This is a genomic window from Silvania hatchlandensis, assembly GCF_025564065.1.
Classification (GTDB): domain Bacteria; phylum Pseudomonadota; class Gammaproteobacteria; order Enterobacterales; family Enterobacteriaceae; genus Enterobacter; species Enterobacter hatchlandensis.
Genome location: NZ_JAMGZK010000049.1, coordinates 1 through 18,386, shown reverse-complemented (window position 1 = coordinate 18,386; position 18,386 = coordinate 1). Strand labels below are relative to the sequence as shown.

Sequence of the window (18,386 nt, the reverse complement as noted above, 5' to 3'; positions counted from 1 at the left end):
GGTGAGCATTAATCTTCAACAAATCTCAGACAGGGGATGTTATGGCAGGTGTACTGGCAAGCACGGCGGCAGCGGTAGGGATTCTTGATAAAGCGGTTAGCATCACTCAGAAGCTGGCAAATAATAGCGATGAACTGGACAAGGCAACGCTCAAACTTGAGTTAGCTAATCTGATGGTTGAACTTGCTAACGCCAAGATAGAAGCCGTGACTGAAGTGGTCAACAAAAACTGGCCACGGCTTTAGAGTTTTTCCAGAACAATCGCTCTGATTCATTGGGTGTTAAGCCACCGTTATATTGGTGGGGTCTGAGCTGGCTGTAATAACCAATGATGTAATTCGTTATTGATCTATTTGCTTCGCTAAAATTAGCGTATCCACAGTTCGGTACCCATTCTGATTTCAGGCTGCGAAAAAATCGTTCCATTGGGCTGTTGTCCCAGCAGTTCCCACGTCGACTCATGCTTTGCTTTATACGATAACGCCACAGTAACCGTCTGAACTCCCTGCTGGTATAGTGACTTCCCTGGTCAGAATGATACATAACGTCAGCCGGTTTTCCCCAGGCTTCCCAGGCCATCGTTAATGCTTTTCCTGTCAGAGCTGTGTCCGGAGAAAACGACATCGCCCAGCCTATTGGCTTGCGGGAAAATAAATCCAGAACAACCGCCAGATAAGCCCACCGTTTGCCCGTCCAGATGTAGGTCACGTCGCCGCACCAGGTCTGATTAGGTTCCGTTACTGCAAACTGGCGATCCAGATGATTAGGGATATCCACATGCTCTTTTGTGGCTTTTTTGTAGCGATGCTCCGGTTGCTGGCAACTAACAATATTCAGCTCTTTCATTATCTTACTGGCCCGCCAGCGACTCAACGGAACACCTTTTGCGCTGACCATATCGGCAATGCTCCGGGCCCCCGCAGAGCCATTACTGGCATGATGAACTTCACGAACCAGGCTAAGTATAACGATATGTTTTGCATCAGGTTTCTGCGGTCGGCTTAGCCAGTACCGATAGCTACTGCGATGGATCCCGAACACATTGCAAATAAAGGCAACAGGAAACCGCGTCCTGAGTTTCTCAACTAACGAGAATTGTTCAGGGAGTCTGACATCAAGAGCGCGGTAGCCTTTTTTAATATATCGTTTTCCATTTCAACACGTTGCAGTCGTTTTTCTAATTCACGAATGCGAAGTTGCTCAGGCGTCATCGGAGAGGCCTTTGGGGATTTACCTGCGCGTTCTTCTTTAAGCTGGCGAACCCATTTATCCATCGTGGATTTACCAACATTCATTGCCGTTGCAGCGGCGGCAACGGTGTAGTGCTGATCGAGTACAAGCTGGGCAGCCTCAAGTCGGAACTCGGGGCTAAAATTGCGTCTGTTACGTCCGGTCATAATGTCACCTGTTTTGACTATGAGGTGATGATATCACCTCTATTCAGGTGGCCAAATTCAGTAAACCACTTCACACCGCACTCTCTCCGGTCACGAAGTGATGAACCTCTGGTTCACCGCTAAGCGACCTACTCTCACGGGAAGGTTTTCGCCAACCGCTGGTTGTATTCAGAAAAGACGTACTACTCCGGGTCATCCTGGATTAGGCCATTAATCCGGCGCTCTCCTCGTCGGTCATCTTGCCATGATGCAAACTGGCACCGAGCTAACACCGCTTTCTAACGGTCGTGGATGTCCGCAATTGGCGGTGTTGCTCCCTCATTCCTAATCTCTCCATCAGAAAACTACTGACCTATACCAGGCGAAATATTCTCGCCTTGGTCTTTTTCTGCATGGAAAACGAAGTGAAGAACATCGCGAAGCGATTAGCAATCCCAGTTGCTAACTCGTGAAACGAGTGAAAGAAGGTCGCCTTTGTGCGGCCTCTTTTACACCTGTACCAAATCCCGGCAAATCTGCCGAATAACGATAACTACCTGTATATCAGGCTATTTAACTGTAGGAGATATGACATATGGCATTCGAACATGAAAGCAAAACCCCACAGGATGTATTGGTTTATACCGATTCACCAATCTTTCACAAGCGCACCGTGATCCTTGATCTGGCTGCTGCTGTGACCTGTGGCGATGTGATCAACCCAACCACAGGCAAGGCTTATGCCGCTGCTGACGGTGATAACTGCGCTGTAGCACTGCAAAACCAAATCGCAGGCGATGATCGTAGCCTGGTCATTTCTGACCGTGGCTGTGTTTTCAATCCATCTGGTCTGGTCGTCGCTACTGCTGCAAAAGATGCTGCATACGCTGCCCTTGTTAAGCAAGGCAACCGCATTGCTGACGCAAACACCAAAATCTAATCAAGGAGAGATAACAATATGAAATTAAGTGATTTTACTAACCTTTCCGGTCAGTTCGTGAAGCCAAGCGGCGAGGGATTCCTTCTGTCCAGCCTGGGGATCTTTACCAGCCGTCCAAGTGATACGCAAATCATCGCGCTCGACACATTGGAAGATGTGGAGCGTGAAGTGACAAAATCAGTTGCCCGTTATGGTTCTGAAATGTCCGGTCTAAACTTCCCTAAAGCGGCTAACGTGACCGTCCAGGCCCCACTGCATGTCTACAGTTCAACCATCACCAGCCAGGATTGGCAGGGGAAGCGTCAACCCGGTGAAAACCGTCAAATGACCGCTGAAGATGTAGTCGCTAGTCATACTCTGAAGCATTACCTGCAAACCCGCCGCGACGTTGAATATGCAATGGCGCAGAGTCTGCTTCACAATACTGTAGAGGCGACACACCTACGCGAGGGCCCAACCATCCACTGGAACGAGTTCTGGGGAATTCAGCAACCGCATACCGTGGTGAAAACTGGCACCAGTGCCAACGTCATTACTGAGATGCAGAACGCTGTCACACTACTGAAGAAAAATCTGGGTGGCTGGTCTTCCAGCATCAAGCAGGTTTATCTGCTAGCGAGTCCAAGTCTGTTCACCGCCATTCAAGGCAACCCAACCGCATATCAGGCGGCTCTGTTTGGTGCTACGTCCCGTGACATCATTTTCCCTGACACTTTGGGTGCATATGACCGATATAACATCGGTCGTGTAACTGTGGTGCAGGTTGACGATCCGCTATACGGCATTGCAGATGGTGAAGGCTACATGCTGGCGACATTCTCCAACATCGTCGAAGGCGACTTGTCCCCATACATGACTTATCAGACTCCGGCGAGCCGTCATGCAGAGGTTGCTAATGGTCCGGTTTATCCGTCTTACCATTACGTTCTGCGTGATAAGTTCATGAATTATGAGGTGGTCAGTGAGTTATCACAGATTCAGATCCCAATGCGTCCGGACTTCGTTCTGAAGATCACTATGGACGACGCAGCGTAAGACAGCAGATTTTGGGGGCGCATTGCCCCCGCTGCTGGCGAGGCTAACGGTGCGAAGCACTCTCGCTATTGCGAGACATCTTCGGTGCTGGAGGCAAAGGAAAGGAGATATATATGAAATTAGCTTTGATCGGTACTGGCAACATGCCGTTGATGCAGTGGATTTTAGATGGCAAGGGCGATGATGCGATCATCAACATGTCAGCGCTAGCGCGTCGGCTGGGGTGTAGTCGTTCCAGCCTACTTGACCGCATTCAAAACCACGGATTCGACAGTGCTATTAGGTACTACCTCAGCGAACAGCGACAACGAAAACTGAAAACATAAGAGCCGGGTTAATCCCGGCTTTTTTTTAGCGCTTTTTATTCGATTGGGAAACAACCGAACCAGCTAAGGTTTTAGTAACCTCACTTGAACGTGGGTTTTTCAATGCTGCTGATGCTTTGGCTTCCATGTCCGCGCCAGTCTGATTTTTTGTTCCTGCTTGTGATAGCACCGAACCCGCTAAACTTTTCTGAATCGCAGAAGCGTTTGGGTTGTTTAGAGTCTCTGCTGCCAGATGTGATACATCTTTTGAGGATTGCTTAACATTGTTCGCCATTTCAACACCTATTCACGGGGTGGATGTTTGGATATGTTGTATTTCTAATATCAATAAACACAATATGTAGTGATTATGATAGAAGCGAAGCGGCAAAGTTAGCAAGCTCGGGAAAAAGTTTTTACTGGTTTTATGACCAGTGTCAATTGTTTGATAATTGACCATTTACGAAGCGGCAGAGGAGTCATATAAGAAGTGTGCAGGCATAAGCTTGTAATACTCAGGACAAACCAAATGGCAGATAACTTACAGCGTCGGCAGCCAGAAGATAAACGTTTCATCAGCTTGAGTGAATCTTGGGAAGTGGCATATTGGACCCGAGCGTTGGGTGTTACTGAATCTCAGCTTAGGGCTGCTGTTAGAGCTGTTGGTAATGGCACCGCTAAGGTAAGAGCACATCTAGGTAAATAGGTTTGTTAAGGCACCTTCAATTGTGCTGTTGAGGCTGGGGAAACCCGGCCTTTTTTGTGTTCGGTTTTTGGTGCTGTGAGCCACAACCTGGGACACAAGCTGGCACACAGAGCATTTTTTAGGGTTGAGTCTTTGGCTTCCCGCTGGCATGATCCAGAACAGGGATTAACGGGACGTTAATCGCAAGCTTTTGATTTTGTAGTACATGACTCGGGGTGCCCTTCTACGTGAAGGCTGAGAAATACCCGTACCACCTGATCTGGATAATGCCAGCGTAGGGAAGTCAGATGCCCTCCGGGCTATCGCTTCTTCGCGCAAGGCAGGAGCGATACCATGCAGCCTGACCTGCTCAATTTACACGCCTTACACCATTTTCGAACCCGTTCCCCGCTGACGCACTGCATGACCAATGATGTGGTGCAGACCTTTACCGCTAACGTGTTGCTGGCTCTCGGAGCGTCACCGGCGATGGTGATTGAAGCCGAAGAGGCCGAACAGTTTGCCTCTGTGGCCGATGCGCTGCTGATTAACGTCGGCACCTTGACTGCGTCGCGTGCTCAGTCGATGCGCCGGGCAATCGAAAGCGCCGTCGCCGCAGGCAAACCCTGGCTGCTCGATCCGGTCGCCGTTGGGGCGCTGGCGTACCGCACCCGCTTTTGCCAGCAAATTCTCGCCCTGAAACCTGCCGCCATCCGCGGCAATGCCTCAGAAATTATGGCCCTGGCAGGGATGAGCGCGGGCGGGCGCGGGGTGGATACCACCGATACGGCAGCCAGCGCGTTGCCTGCGGCGCAGGCGCTGGCGCGTCAGACCAATGCAATTGTGGCGGTGACCGGCGAGGTGGATTACATCACCGACGGGCAGCGCATCCAGGCCGTGACCGGCGGCAATCCGATGATGACCCGCGTGGTGGGCACCGGCTGCGCGCTGTCGGCGGTGGCGGCGGCCAGCTGTTCACTGCCGGGCGATCGGCTGGATAACATCGCCGCAGCCTGTGGCTGGATGAAGCGGGCGGGCACCCTCGCTGCCGCACAAAGTCAGGGGCCGGGCAGTTTTGCGACGGCGTTTCTGGATGCTTTGTGGAATCTGGGGGATCAGGCATGAAGCGCATTAACGCTCTGACCATTGCCGGTACCGATCCCAGCGGCGGCGCAGGGATCCAGGCCGACCTGAAAACCTTCTCCGCGCTGGGCGCCTACGGCTGCTCGGTCATCACCGCGCTGGTGGCGCAAAATACCCGTGGGGTCCAGTCGGTGTATCGCATCGAACCGGATTTTGTGGCCGCGCAGCTGGAGTCGGTGTTCAGCGATGTGCGCATCGATACCACCAAAATCGGCATGCTGGCAGAGACGGATATTGTTGAGGCCGTGGCAGAGCAGCTTAAACGCTATCAGGTGCAGAACGTGGTGCTCGATACCGTGATGCTGGCAAAGAGCGGCGATCCACTATTGTCGGCTTCCGCCGTCGATACGCTGCGTATAAAGCTACTGCCACAGGTGGCGCTGATCACACCCAATCTGCCCGAAGCGGCTGCGCTGCTTAATGCCCCGCACGCACAAAACGAGCGCGAAATGAGAGAGCAGGGCATTGCGCTACTCGCCATGGGCTGCGGGGCGGTACTGATGAAAGGTGGTCATCTGGAGGATGCCGAAAGTCCGGACTGGCTCTTTACCCGTGAAGGCGAACTCCGCTTTACGGCCCCGCGCGTGCAGACCAAAAATACCCACGGTACGGGCTGTACGCTCTCTGCTGCCCTCGCGGCGTTACGTCCACGTCATGACAACTGGCCTGATACGGTGCAGGAGGCCAAGCGCTGGCTCTCAAGCGCGCTGGCAAAAGCCGATAGTCTGGAAGTGGGTCACGGTATTGGGCCGGTACACCATTTCCACGCGTGGTGGTAAGCCTTATACTGGCAGGAGATATCAGGCCTGAGAAAAACAGAGATGGAACAAGCGCATACCCGGCTAATTGCTGAGCTGACTGAACGGATCGCGGCACCGGACAATACCCCGCTGTACCTGAAGTTTGCCGAAACGGTAAAAAATGCGGTGCGCAGCGGGGTGCTGGCCCACGGGAATATTCTGCCAGGCGAGCGCGATCTGAGCCAGTTAACCGGGGTGTCGCGCATTACGGTGCGTAAAGCGATGCAGGCGCTGGAAGAGGAGGGGGTAGTGACGCGCGCCCGGGGCTACGGGACACAAATCAATAATATCTTTGAATATTCCCTTAAGGAAGCGCGCGGTTTTTCTCAGCAGGTGGTGCTGCGCGGTAAAAAACCCAACACGCTATGGGTCAACAAGCGGGTGGTGAAGTGTCCGGAAGAGGTTGCCAGCCAGCTGTCGATTGCCCCGGAAAGTGACGTCTTTTTGCTGAAGCGTATTCGCTATGTGGATGATGACGCCGTCTCGATTGAAGAGTCCTGGGTTCCGGTAGCGCTGATCCCTGACCCGGATGCGATTGGTATTTCGCTGTACGACTACTTTCGCAGCCAGAATATCTTCCCGCAGCGGACCCGTTCTCGCGTCAGCGCCCGCATGCCGGACAGTGAATTTCAGACCCATATCAAAATGGATGACAAAATCCCGGTGCTGGTGATCAAGCAGATTGCGCTTGACCAGCAACACCGGCCCATTGAGTACAGCATTAGCTACTGTCGCAGCGATCTATACGTCTTTGTGTGCGAAGAGTAACGCCTCGCGCGTGGGTGCACAGTCCCCTCCGCGATGGCTGACCACCCAGGCGGCCACGGCATTGCCCAGCATCACCGCGTCAGCCAGACTCCACCCCGCCGCCAGCCCGGCAAGCGTACCGCCCGCGTGGCTGTCACCTGCGCCAATGGTGTCGACCACGGTAGCCGGAAAGGCAGGAACATAGCCCGAGGTTTCAGCATCATACCAGGCTGCACCGTCTTTGTCGTGACGGACAATCAGCACTGAGCCGAACCGCTGCTGCCAGTACGCGCCTAAACTGTCATCCTCGACACCCCATCTTTCAGCGGCGAGCTGCGCCTCCTGGCGATTGATCGACACGATCGGGTTACAGGCCATAATCCGCGCCATCAGCGGGTCAGGAATATCCGCAATACGCGGGCCAAAGTCGATAAACGGCGTCACGTCCTGCAGTCCTTCCAGCCAGCCCGTCAGTAACTCCCCGCACGGTGATGCCAGCTGGTAACCCGACAGATAGACCAGACTGTCAGGCGGCACGGTAAGCGCATCCAGCCAGGGTTGCTGCCACTGGTTTTCCACCCCGCTAAACGACATAAAGGTCCGCTCGCCGTCAGGCTCCACCAGCGCCAGGCACCAGCCGTTGTCGCCGGTTTCAGCTTCCACGACGCTGTGCAGATCCTGTTTTGCCATTGCGTGACGAATAATGTCCGCCCACACGCCGTGACCGACGGGCAGCGCGTTTTGTGCGCTGATACCCAGCCGCTTCAGGGCGATGGCGATGTTCAGCGCGCAGCCGCCAATGTTGACGCCCTGCTGTTTTAGCTCGATATCACACCCGCGCCAGGGCAGGGCGTAGGCATCGGCGATCACGTCAATCACCGCCGCACCCAGCACCGTGACCGGGCGCGTGGCGTGTAAGGCTTCCAGACGCTGGGCTAACAAACTCATACGGCCTCCCTTTGCTCCCGGTAGTGCAGGAGTTTTTCGCAGTAATGACCAAAATCGAGACGGTTAACGGCGTCGAGTTCGTTCTTCAGCGCCGGGTCAATCGCCTGCACGCCGTGCAGCGCCCCACAGATAGCCGTTGCCATTGCGCCAATGGTGTCCGTATCGCCGCCCAGGTTGGCGCATAAAATAGCGCAGCGGTTCGGGTCAGTCCCCGCCAGCTCAACCATCGCGATCGCCGCCGGAACGGACTCAATGGTGCTGGTTCCCGCCCCGATAAGTTGATACACCTGCTCGCTGGCGGACTCTGTGCCAGTGGCCTCCCGCACGGTTTTGAGCGCCAGTTCAATGCGCGCGGCAAGCGACGCGCTGAAAGTGGTGGTTTTGGCCTCCTGCGCATAGCGGGCGATACCCGGCAGGGCATCAGCGATGTTTTGCCAGCGCTCACCGTCGATGGCGCGTGAAATCGTCCAGGCAATCACCACCGCACCGGCGATGGCGAGATCCGATTTATGGGTCGGGCTGGAGGCCAGCGCGACCTGTTCAACAAAGTGCTCCAGAGGCATCGCGGGCAGCAGGCAGCCCAGCGGGGAGGCACGCATCGCCGCCCCGTTGGTGACGCCGTTGTTTTCCAGCTCGCTGACCGGCTTGCCGTCGCGAATGGCGTTGAGGGCGATTTTCGACGTCGGGCCGAGTACGTTCTTATTAAAGGCATCGAAATCGAGCGCCCAGCGCAGGATATGTTTGCCGATAACGTCCGCATTAATCTGCCCGTCGCACTCGATAATCGCGTCGGCGAGACACAGCGCCATTGAGGTATCATCAGTGAATTCCGCGCGGTTGAAATAGCAGGCCGCGTTATTCTCTGCTGGGCCGGGTAAAAAACGGTCGATCCAGCCGAAGTGCGCTTTCACGCGCTTTCTCGGCCACAGCTCCGATGGCATGCCCATCGCATCCCCTAACGCCTGCCCGTAAAGAGCCCCGAGAACACGTTCGTGTTTCATTTAACTTCCCCTTGTGTCAGCGCGGTATCGCCATCAACCACCTCAATTGCGGTGATCTCTTTATCCGATTCGCGGAAAAACAGCATAAACAGCACGGCAATCACCGCAATCATGATTGCCCCAAACGTCCACATTCCGGCCCAGTTGAAGGTCAGCCCATTCACCGGCTCTTTATAAGCGAACATTTTTTCCATCATCACGCCGCCCAGACGGTAACCCAGCAGGCTACCAAAGCCCTGGCAGCACAGCGTAATCAAGCCCTGCGCGGCGGTACGCATGTGCGCCGGCGCTTTTTTGTCCACGTAAATGTACGCCGTCACGTAGTAGAAGTCGTAGCTCACGCCGTGCAGCAAAATACCGAGGAACAGCAGGGCGTAGGTGAAGTATTGTTCCGCACCGCCGTAAACAAAGAAACCATAGCGAATAGCGGCGGTGATAAGACCCAGCAACAAGACCTTCTTAATACCAAAGCGTTTGGTAAAGAACGGCAGGGCCAGCATAAAGAAAATTTCGGAGAACTGACCGAGCGTCATCCAACCCGTGGCGTTTTTCATGCCCACTTCGGTCAGGTAGCCAGTGGCGAAGATGTAGTAGAACGCCAGCGGCATCGCGAACAGGAACGAGCAGAAGAAGAACACCAGGAAATTCCTGTCGCGCAGCAGGATCAGGGCATCGAGCCCCAGCATCACTTTGAGGTCCAGCTTGCCGGTACTCTTCGGCGGGGTGTTCGGCAGGAACAGTGCGAACACGCCAAGCAGGGCAGAGCTGGCGGCGGTCATCAGCAGTGGAATATTGGTATCGGAGATATCGCTGTAGCCCAGCATCTGCGGCAGGAACCCGCACGCCAGGCCAGAGGCGATCCAGCCGATGGTGCCCATGACGCGAATGCGGGGGAAATCCGCCTCCATATCATCAACGTTGGCAAAGGCGATACTATTGGTCAGCGCGATGGTCGGCATATAGGTCAGGGAATAGGCCAGCAGCAGCGGGAAAAAGGTGCTGAACTCGGTCTGTTGCGCGGCGAAGTACATCAGCACGGCACCGGCAAACATCAGCACCGCCAGCACTTTCTGGGCGGCGAAGAAGCGGTCAGTCAGCGAGCCGACGAGGATTGGCGAGAGGATCGCCGCAATTGCGGTACAGGCATACGACCAGCCGATTTCCCCGGCGCTGAAGCCGCTTTTACTCAGCCACAGCCACAGCGGCACAAACCATGCGCCCCAGATAAACCATTCAACAAACATCATGAATGACAGTTGGACTTTCGTTTTCATTGCTTCATCCTGCATGTCAGAGAGGGTACGCCTTTAACATACCATTCAATAATACCTTTTAAATACCTTTGTGGTGATTGTTTGATCGGTGTAACAAAATTGTTGTACACGAAACGCGCCAGTAAGCGGTATGGAAATGCGCTTCAGGCGGTGGAAAATCTGTTCAGGCGGTACCAGGCTTAGTCTGCTCACAAAAATGTGGGCCTGGATACTACGCGCCGACATCACGTCGGCCCTGACGGGAGCAAAGCTATGACTGATATTGCGCAGCTGCTTGGCAAAGACGCCGACAGCCTGTTACAGCATCGTTGTATGACCATTCCAGCCGACCATCTTTACCTGCCCGGTCACGACTACGTCGACCGGGTGATGGTCGACAATAACCGTCCACCTGCCGTGCTGCGCAATATGCAGACGCTGTATAACACCGGGCGTCTTGGCGGTACAGGCTATCTGTCGATTCTGCCGGTTGACCAGGGCGTGGAGCATTCGGCCGGGGCGTCGTTTGCCGCTAATCCGCTCTATTTTGATCCAAAGAACATTGTTGAGCTGGCAATTGAAGCGGGCTGTAACTGCGTTGCTTCCACCTACGGCGTGCTGGCCTCCGTGTCGCGGCGCTATGCGCACCGCATTCCGTTCCTCGTGAAGCTAAACCATAACGAAACCCTGAGTTATCCCACCGAGTATGACCAGACCCTGTACGCCAGCGTCGAGCAGGCGTTCAATATGGGGGCCGTCGCGGTAGGAGCGACCATCTACTTTGGTTCAGAGCAGTCGCGGCGTCAGATAGAAGAGATCTCGGCGGCCTTTGAGCGTGCGCACGAGCTGGGTCTGGTGACCGTGCTGTGGGCTTATCTGCGCAACCCGGCGTTTAACAAAGACGGGACCGATTATCACGTCTCCGCCGACCTCACCGGGCAGGCTAACCATCTGGCGGCCACCATCGGGGCGGATATTGTGAAGCAGAAAATGGCCGAGAATAACGGCGGCTACAATGCGGTGAAATTCGGCTACACCGACGATCGGGTCTACAGCAAGCTGACCAGCGACAGCCCCATCGATTTGGTGCGCTACCAGTTGGCAAACTGCTACATGGGCCGCGCAGGGCTTATCAACTCCGGGGGAGCTGCGGGTGGTGAAACCGACCTCGCGGATGCGGTGCGCACGGCGGTGATCAACAAACGCGCGGGCGGGATGGGACTGATCCTCGGTCGCAAGGCGTTTAAAAAGTCGATGGCCGACGGCGTGAAGCTGATTAACGCGGTGCAGGATGTCTACCTGGACAGCAAAGTGACAATTGCCTGATTCGTCTTTGCGTCTTTCGCTAATGCCGGGCGGCACTGCGTTTGCCCGGCCTACAAATACGGCGTCTACATTTTCGAAAACCATTTCATTTCACTCAAACATCTATCCCGATCCACGTCACACTTCCCCCGCCTTTTGTGAAAAGTGTCACTTCTTGCCGTGCAGATGCACAGAAAATGGTCGACGCTTAGCGGAATTTGTCTAAGGCTGTGGGTGAAATTTGCGCTTAAAGTTAGTTTCGAAACAGCTTTTCATATTGCGAAGCCGCGCAGAACCAACGTTGTGTTAAGGACTGATAATGAAAATCGAATCTGTAAACGTCACCGTCTTTCAGTATCCCACGCGTCGGGTTTCCGACACCGCCGGGCACTCTCATCCGGGGCCGGAAAGCCTGGCTAAAATGGCGATGCTGACCATTACCGCAGACGATGGCACCCAAGGGTACGCTTTTGCACCGCCGGAAGTGGTGCGCCCTTTTGTCGTCAATACCTTCTTTCGTAAAGTGATGATCGGCCAGGATGCGTTTAATCGCGAGAAGATCTGGCAGGAGCTGGCGCACTGGCAGCGTGGTAGCGCCCATCAGCTGACCGAGCGCGCGCTGGGGTTTGTTGAGCAGGCGCTGTGGGATCTGATTGGTCGCAAGCTTAACGTGCCGGTGTGGAAACTGCTCGGTGGCTATCGCGATAAAGTCCCGGCTTACGGCAGCACCATGTGCGGGGATGACCTGCCGGGCGGCCTCTCAACCCCGGACGAATACGCCAGCTTCGCTGAAACGCTGGTCGCGCGCGGCTATAAAGCGATCAAACTGCACACCTGGATGCCGCCGGTCTCGTTTGCGCCTAATCCAAAGATGGATGTCAAAGCCTGTGCCGCAGTGCGCGAAGCTGTGGGCCCGGATATCGACCTGATGATTGACGGCTACCACTGGTACAGCCGCACCGAGGCGCTGTACATCGGTAAAGAGCTGGAGAAGCTCAACTTCGCGTGGTTCGAAGAGCCAATGGAGGAGGAGAGCATGTCCTCGTACGCCTGGCTGGCCGAAAATCTGTCGATTCCGATCATCGGGCCAGAAAGCCTTGGCGGTAAACACCACAGCCGTGCCGACTGGATTAAAGCCGGGGCCTGCGACATTCTGCGTGCCGGCTCTAACGGCGTGGGGGGCATCTCGCCGACCCTGAAGGTGGCAAACCTGGCCGAAGCGTTTGGCATGGACTGCGAAGTACACGGCAACGGCGCGGCAAGCCTCGCGGTGATTGGCGCCATCAAGAACTGTCGCTGGTACGAGCGCGGTCTGCTGCACCCGTTCCTCGACTACGATGTTCCGGCCGCGTATCTCCATAGCATCGTCGATCCGATGGACGAGAACGGCATTGTCACCCTGCCGGATCGCCCGGGACTCGGTGAAGACATTAATTTTGCATATATCGAAGCCAATACCGTCAGCCACGACTGACAAATAAAAACGTACCCTACAGGCGATATATACATGAAACGATCTCCCTTAGCCGGGGCGTGCTTAGTCGCGCTCTCGCTGATGATGGGGAGCGGGGCGGCGTACGCAAAAACGCCGTCCGATCAGCTCATCATCGGTATGAACATGAACAACCTGCTGACCCTCGACCCGGCCGCGATGACCGGTAATGAAGTGGTCGGCATTGTGGTCAATCTCTACGATTCGCTGGTGGAACTGGATCCTAATACCCTCACCAACGTTAAACCGGCGCTGGCGAAATCCTGGGATATTGCCCCGGACGGCAAAACCCTGACCTTCCATCTGCGCGATAACGTGACCTTCCACTCCGGCAACCCGCTCACTGCCGAGGACGTGGTGTGGTCGATGCGCCGCCTGCTGCACCTGAACCTGGCCCAGGCCTCGGTGTGGAAATCCTACGGTTTCAGCAAGAAAAACATCGACCAGCAGGTAAAAGCCGTTGATGACTACACGGTTCAGCTTACCCTGCCGAAGGCCAACGATCCTCAACTGGTGATTTACTCCCTTGGCGCACTGGGCAACCTCGGCGTGCTGGATCGCAAAACGGTGCAGAGCCACGAGGTCAATAACGACTGGGGTAACCGCTGGCTGACCACCAACGAAGCCGGTTCCGGACCGTTTATGCTGGAAACCTGGCAGGCGAAAGACGTGCTGCGCATGCAGCGCAACCCGACATACTGGCGCGAAGAGCCGAAGATGAACCGGGTGGTGTTGCGCCATTTCCAGGAGTCGCAAACCCTGCGCCTGATGGTGGAGAAGGGCGATCTGGATATTGCCAGCAATATGGCGGTGGCCGACATCAACGCCCTGCGTAAAGATCCCCAGCTGACGGTGGAAGCCGTGCAGAAGGGCACGGTTTATTACGTGGCGATGAGCATGAAAGAGGATCACTTCGCCAACCCGAAAGTGCGCGAAGCGGTGCGCTACCTGATTGATTATCAGGGCATCAACAAAGCGCTGATGCCGGGCTATGGCGTCCTGCACCAGCGACCGATCAAGGCCGGAATGCCGTCAACGCTGCCGGATCCTGGCTATGCGTTGGACATTCCCCGCGCCAAAAAGCTGCTGGCAGAAGCGGGCTACCCGGACGGTTTCGACACCACGCTGCGAGTGCTGGCGGATCAGCCCTTCCTCAATATTGCCATCGCGGTGCAGTCCACGCTGATGCAGGCGGGGATTAACGCCAAAATCATCACCGGCACCGGCAACCAGATCTACGGCGCGATGCGCGAACGTAAGTTCGACATGCTGGTCGGGCGCGGCGGCAGCGGCGTTGAGCCGCATCCTCACTCCAGCCTGCGCGCGCTGGTCTACAACCCGGACAACAGCGACGAAGCCCGCCTGACCAACTTCCAGGGCTGGCGCACCAGTTTTTACGACAAACCGCTGAACGAGATGATCGATAAAGCGCTGCTGGAGCGCGATCCGCAGAAACAGATTGTTGATTATCAGCAGATCCAGGTCCGCTACGACCAGTTGATCCCGGCGTTGATCCCGCTGTCGCAAATGGTTGATTCGGTGGTGGTGCGTAACGAGGTGAAAAACTTCCAGTCGCATCCGTCCGCCACCACCTTCCTGCGGGAAGTGTACAAAACCGGAGGTGAAAAATGAGTGTTGCGATACTCGGGCCAGGCTCCCGGACCCGGCGTTTCTCAAAACGCGTAACCCAGGTGCTGGTGACGCTGTTCGGCCTGCTGGTGCTGACCTTTTTTATCGGCCGCGTCATGCCGGTGGACCCGGTGCTGGCGATTGTCGGCCCGGATGCTGACCACAGCACCTATCAGCAGGTGTATCACCAGCTGGGCTTTGACAAGTCGCTGCTGACCCAGTTTGGCATTTACTTCAACAACCTGCTGCACGGCGATTTAGGCAATGCGCTGCTGACCGGCAAACCGGTTCTGGATGACATCCTGCGCGTCTTCCCGGCGACGCTGGAGCTGGCGACGATGGCAATTATTGTCGGCGCGGGCTTAGGCATTCCGCTGGGGGTGCTGGCAGCGGCGCGTCGCAACAGTATTTCCGATTACGTGGTGCGCATCATCAGCCTGGCCGGTTATTCGACGCCGATCTTCTGGGTGGGGATGATGGGGCTGCTGCTGTTCTACGCCTGGCTCGGTTGGGTGGGCGGCGCCGGACGGCTGGATTTGGGCCTCGAAGGCGTGGTGCCGCGTCGTACCGGACTGATGACCGTCGATGCCCTGCTGGCGGGCAACAGCACGGTGTTCTGGAATGCGATTAACCATCTGGTGCTCCCGGCATCGCTGCTCGGTTTCCACTCTCTGGCCTACATCAGCCGTATGACCCGCAGCTTTATGCTGGCCCAGCTGTCGCAGGAGTTCATCATCACTGCCCGGGTAAAAGGCTTAACCGAGCGTCAGGTGATCTGGAACCACGCGTTCCGCAACATCCTGGTCCAGCTGCTGACGGTGGTGGCGCTGGCCTACGGCTCGCTGCTGGAAGGGGCGGTCCTGATTGAAACCGTCTTCTCCTGGCCTGGATTTGGCTCGTATCTTACCGGCAGCCTGCTGCTGGGGGACATGAATGCGGTAATGGGCTGTGTGCTGCTGGTGGGGATGATCTTCGTGATGCTCAACCTGCTCTCCGACATGCTGTATCAACTCTTTGACCCGAGGACGAAATCATGACCGTTTCTCTGGATACACCGCTGCAGATTGGCCGCAGCGAAGGACGCCAGCGCCTGGCGCGCACCGCACGTCGCGCGGCGGGCTTTGTCGGGCAGATGGCGCGTAATCCGCTAACGGCGATTGGCGGCGGCATTATCCTGCTGCTGTTGATTGTCGCGGCCTTCGCGCCGTGGATCGCCCCTTATAACCCGCTGGTGCAGGATCTGAATAACGCCCTGGTGGCGCCGAACGCCCAGCACTGGTTCGGCACCGATGAGTTTGGTCGGGACATCTTCAGCCGCCTGGTGTACGGCTCACGCATTACGCTGTACATCGTGCTGCTGGTGTCGGTCACCGTGGGGCCGCTGGGGCTGCTGCTCGGCGTTACCGCAGGTTATTTTGGCGGTAAGGTCGATGCGGTGCTGATGCGCGTCACCGACATCTTTATCTCGTTCCCGAGCCTGGTGCTGGCGCTGGCCTTTGTTGCCGCCCTCGGTCCAGGGCTAGAGCACGTGGTCATCGCCATTACGATTACAGCCTGGCCGCCGATTGCCCGTCTGGCGCGCGCCGAGACCCTCTCGTTACGCCAGGCTGACTTTATCTCCGCCGTGCGTCTGCAGGGGGCATCCCCGGTGCGGGTACTGTGGCGACACGTTGTCCCGCTCTGTCTGCCGTCGGTAATCATCCGGATCACCATGAACATGGCCGGGATCATCCTGACTGCAGCCGGTCTCGGTTTCCTGGGTCTTGGCGCGCAGCCGCCAGAGCCGGAGTGGGGCGCGATGATCTCCAGCGGTCGCACTTATATGATGGAGTGCTGGTGGGTGGTGACTATTCCGGGGCTGGCAATCCTGATCAACAGCCTGGCGTTCAACTTCTTAGGAGATGGCCTACGTGACATCCTCGATCCTCGCAGCAACTGATGCACCGCTGCTCGACGTGCGCGATCTGCACGTCGACTTTATCAACGGACGCGCGGTCACGAACGCGGTGCGCGGCGTCTCCTTTCAGCTCGGGCGCGAGAAGCTGGCGATTGTCGGCGAATCGGGTTCCGGTAAATCCACCGTCGGGCGGGCGCTGCTGCGCCTGCATCCGGCTAAAGCGCAGATCACCGCCACGCGGATGCAGTTTGGCGATGTCGATTTACGTACCGTCAGCGAGGCGCAGATGCGCGGCATTCGCGGCAAGCGCATCTCGATGATCATGCAGGACCCAAAATACTCCCTTAACCCGGTGGTGTGCGTCGGGGATCAGATTGCCGAAGCCTGGCTGACCCACCATCCGGGGCGCAAGGCGGAAGCCAAAGCCAAAGTGCTGGAGATGCTGGACGTGGTGCGCATTCGCGAGCCGAAGCGCGTGTATCAACTCTATCCGCATGAGATCTCCGGCGGGCAGGGGCAGCGCATCATGATTGCCATGATGCTGATCACCGACCCGGAACTGGTGATTGCCGATGAACCGACCTCGGCGCTGGACGTCTCGGTGCGCCTGCAGGTGCTGGGGCTGCTGGACGATTTAGTTCAGTCGCGCGGGCTGGGCTTAATCTTTATCAGTCACGACATCAACCTGGTGCGCAGCTTCTGTGACCGGGTGCTGGTGATGTACGCCGGTCGGGTGGTGGAATCCATTGCCGCCTGCGATCTGCACAATGCAAAACATCCCTACACGCAGGGGCTGATCAATGCCCTGCCGGAGATGAATCACCGCCGTCCGGTGCTGCCGGTGCTGCAGCGCCAGGCCAGCTGGCTGGTCGAATAAGGAGCGAAGATGATCGAGGTAAAAAACCTGAATCTGGCCTTCGGTGAGGGCGAGAAGCGCAGCCAGGTGCTGTATGACGTTAACATTAACGTCCAGCCGGGCGAGATTTATGGCCTGGTGGGAGAGTCGGGGTCCGGCAAAACCACGGTGCTGAAGTGCCTAGCCGGGCTGTTCACCCACTGGGAGGGGGGGCTAGCGATTAACGGCCAGGCGCTGGAGCGACGCATCAGCCCCCAGCGCTGTCGGCTGGTGCAGATGGTGTTTCAGGATCCCTATGGTTCGCTGCACCCGCGTCACACCATCGGCGATATTCTGGAAGAGCCGCTGCAAATCCATGGCATCAACGACCGGGATCGGCGTATTCATGCCCTGCTGGATAAAGTGGGGCTGAACCGCGCCTTCCGCGACCGCTATCCGCATCAGCTGTCGGGTGGTCAGCGCCAGCGCGTGGCAATTGCCAGGGCGTTGATTCTGGAGCCACAGGTGCTGCTGCTCGATGAACCGACCTCGGCGCTGGACGTGTCGGTGCAGGCGGAGATCTTAAACCTGCTGGCGGAGCTGCAGCGCGAGTCGAAGCTGACCTATCTGATGGTGACCCACGATCTGGGGGTGATTGCGCATCTGTGCCAGAAGGTGGCGGTGATGCAGTACGGTAAGATCCTTGAAACGTTGACCGTGGATGAGCTGGTGGCCGGGAATGCCAAAACCGATTATACGCGGATGCTGGTCACCGCCAGCCAGCAGTATTCACGCGAAATGGCGCGGGAGGTGGCGGTGTATTAGTGGGTTGGATGCGGCCTGATGTCCTCTCCCAACCCTCTCCCACTGTACAGTCCGGGGACATAGTGAACACTTGTTCGGGGACATGGTAGACACTTACAACTAAGGCATAAGAACCCGTTTATGGAGCCACTTATGCCCTGGGATGCGAGAGATACCATGTCATTACGTAA

Annotated in this window: 20 protein-coding genes and 1 riboswitch; of the genes, 15 read left to right on the top strand and 5 right to left on the bottom strand. The window is 56.4% G+C overall.

The genetic code is table 11. The annotated features are described in order from the left end of the window. Positions 1-41: 41 nt before the first annotated feature. Positions 42-245 carry a hypothetical protein gene (locus M8014_RS12210; RefSeq protein ID WP_271282707.1) on the top strand — a complete coding sequence of 68 codons (204 nt, stop codon included), beginning with the start codon at positions 42-44 and terminating at the stop codon, positions 243-245. On the opposite strand, the gene M8014_RS12205 is transcribed toward M8014_RS12210, so the two are convergent. Beyond that, positions 220-1,397, bottom strand: a protein-coding gene (locus M8014_RS12205; RefSeq protein WP_271282706.1) for an IS3 family transposase whose coding sequence is annotated in 2 segments (ribosomal slippage) — positions 220-1,139 and positions 1,139-1,397 — 1,179 coding nt in all. Because the reading frame shifts where the segments join, the coding sequence is not laid out codon by codon here. The genes M8014_RS12210 and M8014_RS12205 overlap by 26 nt on opposite strands. 574 nt (positions 1,398-1,971) lie before the next feature. Between M8014_RS12205 and M8014_RS12200 the strand changes: the two genes are divergently transcribed. The 3 genes from M8014_RS12200 to M8014_RS12190 all read left to right on the top strand — a co-directional run bounded on the left by M8014_RS12200 (position 1,972) and on the right by M8014_RS12190 (position 3,677). Next, entirely contained in the window at positions 1,972-2,316 is a 345-nt protein-coding gene (locus tag M8014_RS12200) for a hypothetical protein (protein WP_271282705.1), read from the top strand. Positions 2,317-2,334: 18 nt separating this feature from the next. Next, a complete protein-coding gene (locus M8014_RS12195; RefSeq protein ID WP_271282704.1) occupies positions 2,335-3,351 on the top strand; it encodes a major capsid protein in 1,017 nt (338 codons plus the stop codon). Between the two features lie 113 nt (positions 3,352-3,464). Then, a complete protein-coding gene (locus tag M8014_RS12190; RefSeq protein ID WP_271282703.1) occupies positions 3,465-3,677 on the top strand; it encodes a hypothetical protein in 213 nt (70 codons plus the stop codon). A 25-nt stretch (positions 3,678-3,702) separates the two neighbouring features. Here M8014_RS12190 and M8014_RS12185 read toward each other — a convergent pair whose 3' ends face one another. Then, entirely contained in the window at positions 3,703-3,951 is a 249-nt protein-coding gene (locus M8014_RS12185) for a hypothetical protein (protein ID WP_271282702.1), read from the bottom strand. 234 nt (positions 3,952-4,185) lie between these two features. Between M8014_RS12185 and M8014_RS12180 the strand changes: the two genes are divergently transcribed. The 4 genes from M8014_RS12180 (at position 4,186) to M8014_RS12165 (ending at position 7,052) form a co-directional block, all read left to right on the top strand. Continuing rightward, positions 4,186-4,362: a DUF3606 domain-containing protein gene (locus M8014_RS12180; protein WP_271282701.1), complete on the top strand. Its 177-nt coding sequence runs from the start codon at positions 4,186-4,188 to the stop codon at positions 4,360-4,362. Between the two features lie 201 nt (positions 4,363-4,563). Continuing rightward, positions 4,564-4,660, top strand: a riboswitch (TPP riboswitch). Positions 4,661-4,695: 35 nt separating this feature from the next. Further along, complete coding sequence (thiM, locus tag M8014_RS12175) at positions 4,696-5,466, top strand: hydroxyethylthiazole kinase (protein ID WP_271282700.1); 771 nt, start codon at positions 4,696-4,698, stop codon at positions 5,464-5,466. After that, complete coding sequence (gene thiD, locus M8014_RS12170) at positions 5,463-6,263, top strand: bifunctional hydroxymethylpyrimidine kinase/phosphomethylpyrimidine kinase (protein WP_271282699.1); 801 nt, start codon at positions 5,463-5,465, stop codon at positions 6,261-6,263. Before thiM ends, thiD begins: the two co-directional genes overlap by 4 nt. A 42-nt stretch (positions 6,264-6,305) precedes the next feature. Next, positions 6,306-7,052: a GntR family transcriptional regulator gene (locus M8014_RS12165; RefSeq protein WP_271282698.1), complete on the top strand. Its 747-nt coding sequence runs from the start codon at positions 6,306-6,308 to the stop codon at positions 7,050-7,052. On the opposite strand, the gene M8014_RS12160 is transcribed toward M8014_RS12165, so the two are convergent. Genes M8014_RS12160 through M8014_RS12150 form a run of 3 tightly spaced genes read right to left on the bottom strand, consistent with a single transcriptional unit; the run spans position 7,026 to position 10,254 of the window. Further along, positions 7,026-7,979 (bottom strand): PfkB family carbohydrate kinase, encoded by a 954-nt coding sequence (locus M8014_RS12160; RefSeq protein ID WP_271282697.1) that lies wholly within the window; start codon positions 7,977-7,979, stop codon positions 7,026-7,028. The two genes, M8014_RS12165 and M8014_RS12160, sit on opposite strands and share 27 nt — an antisense overlap. Then, positions 7,976-8,980 (bottom strand): ADP-ribosylglycohydrolase family protein, encoded by a 1,005-nt coding sequence (locus M8014_RS12155; RefSeq protein WP_271282696.1) that lies wholly within the window; start codon positions 8,978-8,980, stop codon positions 7,976-7,978. The genes M8014_RS12160 and M8014_RS12155 overlap by 4 nt, the downstream gene beginning before the upstream one ends. Then, the gene (locus tag M8014_RS12150; RefSeq protein ID WP_271282695.1) at positions 8,977-10,254 is read right to left on the bottom strand and encodes a nucleoside permease; all 1,278 of its coding nucleotides are present in this window, start codon (positions 10,252-10,254) and stop codon (positions 8,977-8,979) included. Before M8014_RS12150 ends, M8014_RS12155 begins: the two co-directional genes overlap by 4 nt. A gap of 252 nt (positions 10,255-10,506) precedes the next feature. Between M8014_RS12150 and fbaB the strand changes: the two genes are divergently transcribed. From fbaB to M8014_RS12115, 7 genes are all read left to right on the top strand, one after another. Further along, positions 10,507-11,559, top strand: coding sequence for a class I fructose-bisphosphate aldolase (fbaB, locus tag M8014_RS12145; RefSeq protein WP_271282694.1), 1,053 nt, complete (start codon positions 10,507-10,509; stop codon positions 11,557-11,559). Between the two features lie 298 nt (positions 11,560-11,857). Then, a complete protein-coding gene (locus tag M8014_RS12140) occupies positions 11,858-13,012 on the top strand; it encodes a mandelate racemase family protein (protein WP_271282693.1) in 1,155 nt (384 codons plus the stop codon). 33 nt (positions 13,013-13,045) lie between these two features. After that, positions 13,046-14,662 carry an ABC transporter substrate-binding protein gene (locus M8014_RS12135; RefSeq protein ID WP_271282692.1) on the top strand — a complete coding sequence of 539 codons (1,617 nt, stop codon included), beginning with the start codon at positions 13,046-13,048 and terminating at the stop codon, positions 14,660-14,662. Further along, positions 14,659-15,696 carry an ABC transporter permease gene (locus tag M8014_RS12130; protein WP_271282691.1) on the top strand — a complete coding sequence of 346 codons (1,038 nt, stop codon included), beginning with the start codon at positions 14,659-14,661 and terminating at the stop codon, positions 15,694-15,696. The genes M8014_RS12135 and M8014_RS12130 overlap by 4 nt, the downstream gene beginning before the upstream one ends. Next, positions 15,693-16,598: an ABC transporter permease gene (locus M8014_RS12125; RefSeq protein ID WP_271282690.1), complete on the top strand. Its 906-nt coding sequence runs from the start codon at positions 15,693-15,695 to the stop codon at positions 16,596-16,598. Before M8014_RS12130 ends, M8014_RS12125 begins: the two co-directional genes overlap by 4 nt. Then, positions 16,570-17,433, top strand: a complete 864-nt coding sequence (locus M8014_RS12120; RefSeq protein ID WP_271282689.1) for an ATP-binding cassette domain-containing protein — start codon at positions 16,570-16,572, stop codon at positions 17,431-17,433. Before M8014_RS12125 ends, M8014_RS12120 begins: the two co-directional genes overlap by 29 nt. Before the next feature lie 9 nt (positions 17,434-17,442). Next, on the top strand, positions 17,443-18,216 hold the full coding sequence (locus M8014_RS12115; RefSeq protein ID WP_271282688.1) for an ABC transporter ATP-binding protein: 774 nt from the start codon (positions 17,443-17,445) through the stop codon (positions 18,214-18,216). The last annotated feature ends 170 nt before the right edge of the window (positions 18,217-18,386 follow it).